Genomic DNA, 6,000 nt, shown 5'->3' on the forward strand with positions numbered 1-6,000 from the left:
AGTCCGAAGGACGGAGGCGAGCCGGTTTGGCGTTTGATAGGCGCCGCACTGCCCGGCTAGCGTACTCCGCAGTGTTCCGTTGCCTCGACCACAAGCCAACTTCGGTTGTGCAATTCTAAATGATTAGTACTTTCATTGGTTTGGGGCCTCCTCAGGAGATTTAGGCATCCAGAGCTTTTGCGCACGTTCACCGAACCACGAACCCAAGATGGACAAAAGAAAGACGCCGGCAGACAAGATCACCGTCCCCAGTGCCATTCCTCCTATGTTGATCTGTCGCGGAATGAAGAGCATCGATCCAACACCGAAGAGCACCACCAAACCAACACCCGCAATTGCGGGCTCCAGAATTGTGACTTCCTTCGACAAGAACCCCGCTACGCCAGAGATTATGATCACGCCTGCGAACAGCCACACAGAAGCTAGCACTCCCGCCACGTTCGCCAGCAATATCAGCGGGAGCAAATAGAATAGTGCATACATTACCATTGAGATCCCTATCCATTTCCACTGCAGCTTTTTTGATTGTGTAGATTGTTCGGGCATCGCAAATCCTCCTTGATAGAATGGTGGTGATGTGCAAAGCTCCATGACGTGCGGCCTTGCGCCTAACGTTTAGGCAACACACCGTTGCGAGCCGCCAGTATTGAACTGATCTTCCGTTGCTCGGGCGGTGAGCAATGGAGCGAGCTCACTTCATTTTGCCAACTAAAAACTTGCCTTGCCTATGCAGTGAGTGAGCGTCGGTTTGGCGTTTGCTAGACGCAGGCAAGGCTCTTCTACGGACGTTTGGCGGCGCACACCCGCTGGCACTTTGGTAACAGGAGCAGCAGTCACTCAAATTGCCTTCTCATATCTAGGTTGATGCTTGAGGCTCCAACTTCTTTGCTATGAGCGCCGCAATAAATATGGTGATCAAGCTCAGGGGAACAACGACAGGCAATATCTCGAGAGGCAAGACCGCACTGTTCCAGAGCGCAATCCAAACCAGCACAAATACGGCAAGCCATGTAATGATGGTTGTCTGCCAGAGACTGAATTTCTTGGACAACATAAACACAATGACTGCGATCACGACGCCCCACATAATCCACAAGATTCCATTGATGGGCTTGTTGGGTAGCTCCAGTCCCATCCTTTGAAAATGACCATCAAATCTTGGTTTCGTGTAAAGCATCCATCGGAGCGTTTCAGCACAATTGATCCAGACTGCCAGCAAGACAATCTGCCATAGTGGTTTCACTTTACCTGTCATGCTTTCTCCTTAGTATGAGATCTGATTACTATCTGCGACACGTGTCGCCCGAGTTGCGGAAATCGACCTAACAGCACATATGCGCGAATGGCAATGTTTCATATGGTCTAGATGCGCCGCAAAACCCATTTCAAATAGCCTGTGCTGACGCCTAACGTTCAGGCAACACGCCGTTGCGAGCTGCCACTATGGCTGATTCCATTTCGTGGCGGCGAGCAATGGAGCGAGCACTTTGCCTTCAGCCAAACCTAGTTTTAACATCGCCTACCAAGTGTGCGAGCACCGGTTTGGTGTTTGTTAGGCGCCTGTGGCCGTGCTGTGCATTGACATTGTATACCATTTGCCATATATTGAGCTATGGACATTCTCTGGGATGAAGTCAAAGCCAAAAGACTAAAGGAGAAGCGGGATATCTCTTTGGAACACGTGGCACAACTGATACTTGAGAAGAAATACTTTGCGATCCTGGACAATCCAGGACGTCCGAAGCAAATGATTTTCGTGATTTCGTACAAGGGCTACACACATGTAGTACCATTTGTTTTTGACAAGGACGACAACATCGTTTTGAAGACTGTCTTTCCGAGCAGGAAGTTTCACAGGCTGTATGGAGAGGGGACACCATGAAAACCAAACTCGATTCATTTGAACGACAGATTGAAAAGTCAGCCGATTCGTACCGCCCGGTTTCCAAAAAGGAACGGCGAAAGATCGAATTAGTTCTAGCGAAGATTCGGAAGAACCGCTCTGTGAATATTCGCATTGCTGAGAACGTACTTGAAGAGATAAAGCGTCGGTCTCAACGTGAAGGCCTGCCATATCAAACCCTGATATCGAGCATCCTGCACAAGTACGTGACGGATCGGTTAGTTGATGAAGATGCGATCCGTAAATCCCTCCGATTGCTGCAACGATAAACCCGCTGAACCTAGCCAACCGCACGCCCATGGCGCACAACGTTTAGGCAAACCGCCGTTGCGAGCCGCCAGTATCGAACTGATCATCGATTGCTCTGGCGGCGAGCAATGGAGCGAGCACTTTACATTTAGCCAGACTTGAACTTCCCTCGCCTATCCAGTGTGCGAGCGCCGGTTTGCCGTTTGTTAGGCGCAGGCAAAGTTCTATTTGAATAGCGTTTTGCGGCACAACAGAAGCTATCGCCTGCATGCGTTAGTTTCACTCGTCACTGTGACAGATTTGTTAGCTTGCCGCCCGTCCTGTCAATATCCGCGTCCACGGAGGTTCTTTCTTGATGAATGATATCAATAACAGAACTAGACCAATGGCGCAACCGCCGTAGCCAAGTATATTCCGTGCTCGTTCCTTTTGCTCATCTTCGATGTCCAGCATATCACGATATGAAAACATGATGCGGTCATAATGTTTGAGTTGCCATGCCCAATAAAAGCCACGCCACAAATCATCTTTGACTATCCAAGCTTGAACAAAGTCGCCTGTATGAACAGAGCGGACTTCTGGTCTTTTGTCGGTAGGGTCTTCGGCGTGGATTTCCAGCTCCCCTTGATTTGTTTCTAAGTGAAGTATGAGCTTTGCTGAGACCTTCCTGCGAGGTCCTGCAAACTGGACTCGTGTGATCGTACCTTGAACTACTGTGAGTTTCTCAAAGTCAGGTGCGCAACTAAATTGGGTTAGAACTATGGCGAGCCCTCCGCCAATCAGGAAAACGATTCCGGTGCCGAAGAATGTCCGATGACTCATTTGGTCTGAAATCCCAGAAATACTTGATGGCGGCAAGCTAACCATTGACTATTCAGTTTCCACAAGACACTGGCTCGAGGATCCTGTTTGGAGAGGTGCCGCAAAACGCACTATCATAATGTAACTTTGCTTGCGCCTAACGTTTAGGCAAACTGCCGTTGCGAGTTGCCGATACCGAACTGATCGACCATTGCTTCGGCAACGAGCAATGGAGCGAACTCAATTTAATCCTGGAACTTCCCTAGTCTACAATTGAGTGAGCGCCAGTTTGCCGTTTGTTAGTTGCCGCCGCTTCCGACTACTTCCCTTTCAGGCTGGAACTCATTGAACTCTGCTAAGAGGCGGCGCACGCTTCTAACCCAGCATGCCTCAACTGGTAGAAGATTTGAGCGATCAGACTTTGCTTCCCCTTCCGGATGGCTCCTGCCCTATTTTCAGTGCCAGTGCGCCGCCGGCCAGAGGGACTTACCACAACTGACCGATGCGGTGGCAACTAACGTTTCAGCAAGCCGCCGTTGCGAGCCACCACCATCGAACGACCGATAGGCTGTGGTGGCGAGCAATGGAGCGAGCTCTATTCATTTTGCCAAACGTGAACTTCTCTTGCATCTACAGTGAGCGAGCGTCGGCTTGCGTTATGTTAGCTGACGCCGCTTGAGACTACTTCCCTATCCGATCGCACTGTAGCCGTTGCGAGCCGCCACTACGACTGAAGCAATTTCGTGGCGGCGAGCAATGGAGCGAGCTCATTTCATTTGGCCAAACCTGAACTTCGTTCGCTTATGCAGAGAGCGAGCGCCGGCTTGCGTTTTGTTAAGCGCAGTTGCCGATTTACTGGTTTGGCTCAACTGGTAACGGGAGCTTAGCCTCCTTAAGCAGTCCATCGATTTTGGACGCAGTGATCGACGGCGCTTCGGATGGCCTGAGGGCATTATAGCGCACCCTTCCAGAAGGATCGATGATCGTTTCATGCGGAATCGCAGTAACCCCGTAGCTAGAGTTGATGACATTGCTTTTTGAAAACACAACAGGCCAGGTAACCTGTTTGTCCTTTATGAAGTCCTTCATAAGAGAGAATTCCTTGGATGGATCTCCCTGCGTGTTCACGTTCTGTCTGGTTCTCGGGTCCAATTGATAACCCTGCAGGCTAGTAACACCCAAAATGACGACAGGATAGTGGGCATAGCGTTGCTGGAGAGAACGAATATTTGGGAAACTGCCGATGCACGGAGCGCACCAAGTGGTCCAGAAATCGAGAACCACAACTTTGCCTCTCAATTGCTTAAGATCCTTGATCCGACCGTCACTGCTCCATAGAAACGCGAGGCCTGGCGCTTCTTTTCCGACTAACTCTGCCCCTCCGAAAGGAGTCCCCAACAGGTCGGCATAGTAATCAAGGACTCCTGCTGGGGAGTTTCTTGATTGAACAGCCTTTTCATTTTCCGAGAGTCGGTCCTGAGCCAGGCGGACTTGGCCGAGGGCCTTCAAGCGTATCACCTCACATAATTGAGGATCACTATCTCCGACCGCCAGGGTTGCCGATCTAAAAACAACAAAAGAGGCCTCGGCGGCAAAGTGGCTCATGGGTTTGTCGAGTATGGGTGGTAGAATCTCCAATATCTTGCTCTGGCGCAACAATCCTGAATCGAAAATGGAAATCGAGGAAAACACGTGAGCAGCAATCGGAGTGTCGAGAGTCAACAACTTGTCTACGGATGGATGGGTCAACAATTGGCGATACGCTTCGAGGCAGGAGGATTGTTGTTGGTGCTTTGCTTCTGGAGTGTCTGAGTCCGGAGGTGGGAAGTTCTTGACACGGAGAAGCGCAGCGATCGCTCCGGTGGAGTCTGGATTAGCTGCAAGCTCTGCCAGGCGAGGGGAGACAACACGCTGAACAGCTTTGACTGAGAACAATCTGGCGCGATCCAAAGCTACCATTTGCTGGAACGACGCCTTTTCAAGAGCAATGCCGCCGAGCGCCTTTGAGGCTATATGTTCAATAGCGTCCTTTGCAGTAGTGTCACGAAAGCTAATGGCTTGCGACCCGCGCACAGTATTAATGAACGCTTCGATGTCTTGGTCGGTCGGAGGTCGCCGACAACCGGTGAGGCAGAAGCAGAATATTATGATAAATGATAAGACACAGAAGGATTGGCGGCTCCATACAGTAGAGCTTTCTGCAGAAATACGTTTCATAACTTGTCCCCCCATTGGAACAACATGACTGCTTGTGGAAGTTAGCTCGGACATCCGACATATGGACGAGTCCATGAAAAACAAGTTCCTCCAAACTGGATCGGCAATTGCGCTTAACGTTCAAGCAAGCCGCCGTTGCGAACCGCCACCTATCGAACGACCGATAAGCCGTGGCGGTGAGCAATGGAGCGAGCTCTTTATCATTTAGCCAATCTTGAGCGTCCTCCGCCTTTCTAGTGAGCGAGCGCCGGCTTGCGTTTTGTTAGGCGTTCGTGACCGGCGGCGGTGACGTTTGAATGCTACTTACTGTTGCACGATGCTTGACCTTTAAGCTCACGCGGACACTAAGGAGCTGACTCCGCCACTCCCTCAAGATCTTTTCCCGCCGACGGGCATGACGCCTAACGTTTAGCCAAACTGCCGTTGCGAAGCGCCAGTACCGAACCGAACGTCGATTGCTCTGGCGCTGAGCAATGGAGCGAGCCTATTGATTCTGCCAACGATGAACTTCCCGTGCCTATGCAGTGAGCGAGCGTCAGTTTGGCGTTTGTTAGGCGTTCGTGACCGGCGGCGGTGATGACCATTTGCTGAGTATGAATGCACGATGCTTCGACGTTTAGCTCAACCGTAAACCAAAGAACTTGCATCGCCACTCTCTCAAGATCTTTTTCCGCCGCCGGGCATGACGCCTAACGTTTAGCCAAACTGCCGTTGCGAAGCGCCAGTACCGAACTGAACATCGATTGCTCTGGCGCTGAGCAATGGAGCGAGCTCATTTCATTTTGCCAATCTTGAACTTTACGCGCCTATGCAGTGAGCGAGCGTCAGTT

The 6,000-nt window shown here is 50.9% G+C and carries 6 protein-coding genes; 2 read left to right on the plus strand and 4 right to left on the minus strand.

The annotated features are described in order from the left end of the window. Positions 1 to 132 precede the first annotated feature (132 nt). Both NTU47_18820 and NTU47_18825 read right to left on the minus strand, forming a co-directional pair. Positions 133 to 546 carry a hypothetical protein gene (locus tag NTU47_18820; protein MCX6135862.1) on the minus strand — a complete coding sequence of 138 codons (414 nt, stop codon included), beginning with the start codon at positions 544 to 546 and terminating at the stop codon, positions 133 to 135. Between the two features lie 310 nt (positions 547 to 856). Continuing rightward, a complete protein-coding gene (locus NTU47_18825) occupies positions 857 to 1,255 on the minus strand; it encodes a hypothetical protein (GenBank protein MCX6135863.1) in 399 nt (132 codons plus the stop codon). A gap of 357 nt (positions 1,256 to 1,612) precedes the next feature. Here NTU47_18825 and NTU47_18830 point away from each other — a divergent pair, with 357 nt between their 5' ends. Next, the gene (locus NTU47_18830; protein ID MCX6135864.1) at positions 1,613 to 1,882 is read left to right on the plus strand and encodes a hypothetical protein; all 270 of its coding nucleotides are present in this window, start codon (positions 1,613 to 1,615) and stop codon (positions 1,880 to 1,882) included. Beyond that, on the plus strand, positions 1,879 to 2,172 hold the full coding sequence (locus NTU47_18835) for a CopG family antitoxin (protein ID MCX6135865.1): 294 nt from the start codon (positions 1,879 to 1,881) through the stop codon (positions 2,170 to 2,172). The genes NTU47_18830 and NTU47_18835 overlap by 4 nt, the downstream gene beginning before the upstream one ends. A gap of 283 nt (positions 2,173 to 2,455) precedes the next feature. On the opposite strand, the gene NTU47_18840 is transcribed toward NTU47_18835, so the two are convergent. Further along, positions 2,456 to 3,019, minus strand: coding sequence for a hypothetical protein (locus tag NTU47_18840; protein MCX6135866.1), 564 nt, complete (start codon positions 3,017 to 3,019; stop codon positions 2,456 to 2,458). A 786-nt stretch (positions 3,020 to 3,805) separates the two neighbouring features. Beyond that, a complete protein-coding gene (locus NTU47_18845; GenBank protein ID MCX6135867.1) occupies positions 3,806 to 5,170 on the minus strand; it encodes a TlpA disulfide reductase family protein in 1,365 nt (454 codons plus the stop codon). Positions 5,171 to 6,000: the final 830 nt, after the last annotated feature.

The organism is Ignavibacteriales bacterium (assembly GCA_026390595.1).
In the GTDB taxonomy this organism is placed as follows: Bacteria; Bacteroidota; Ignavibacteria; order UBA10030; family UBA10030; genus UBA9647.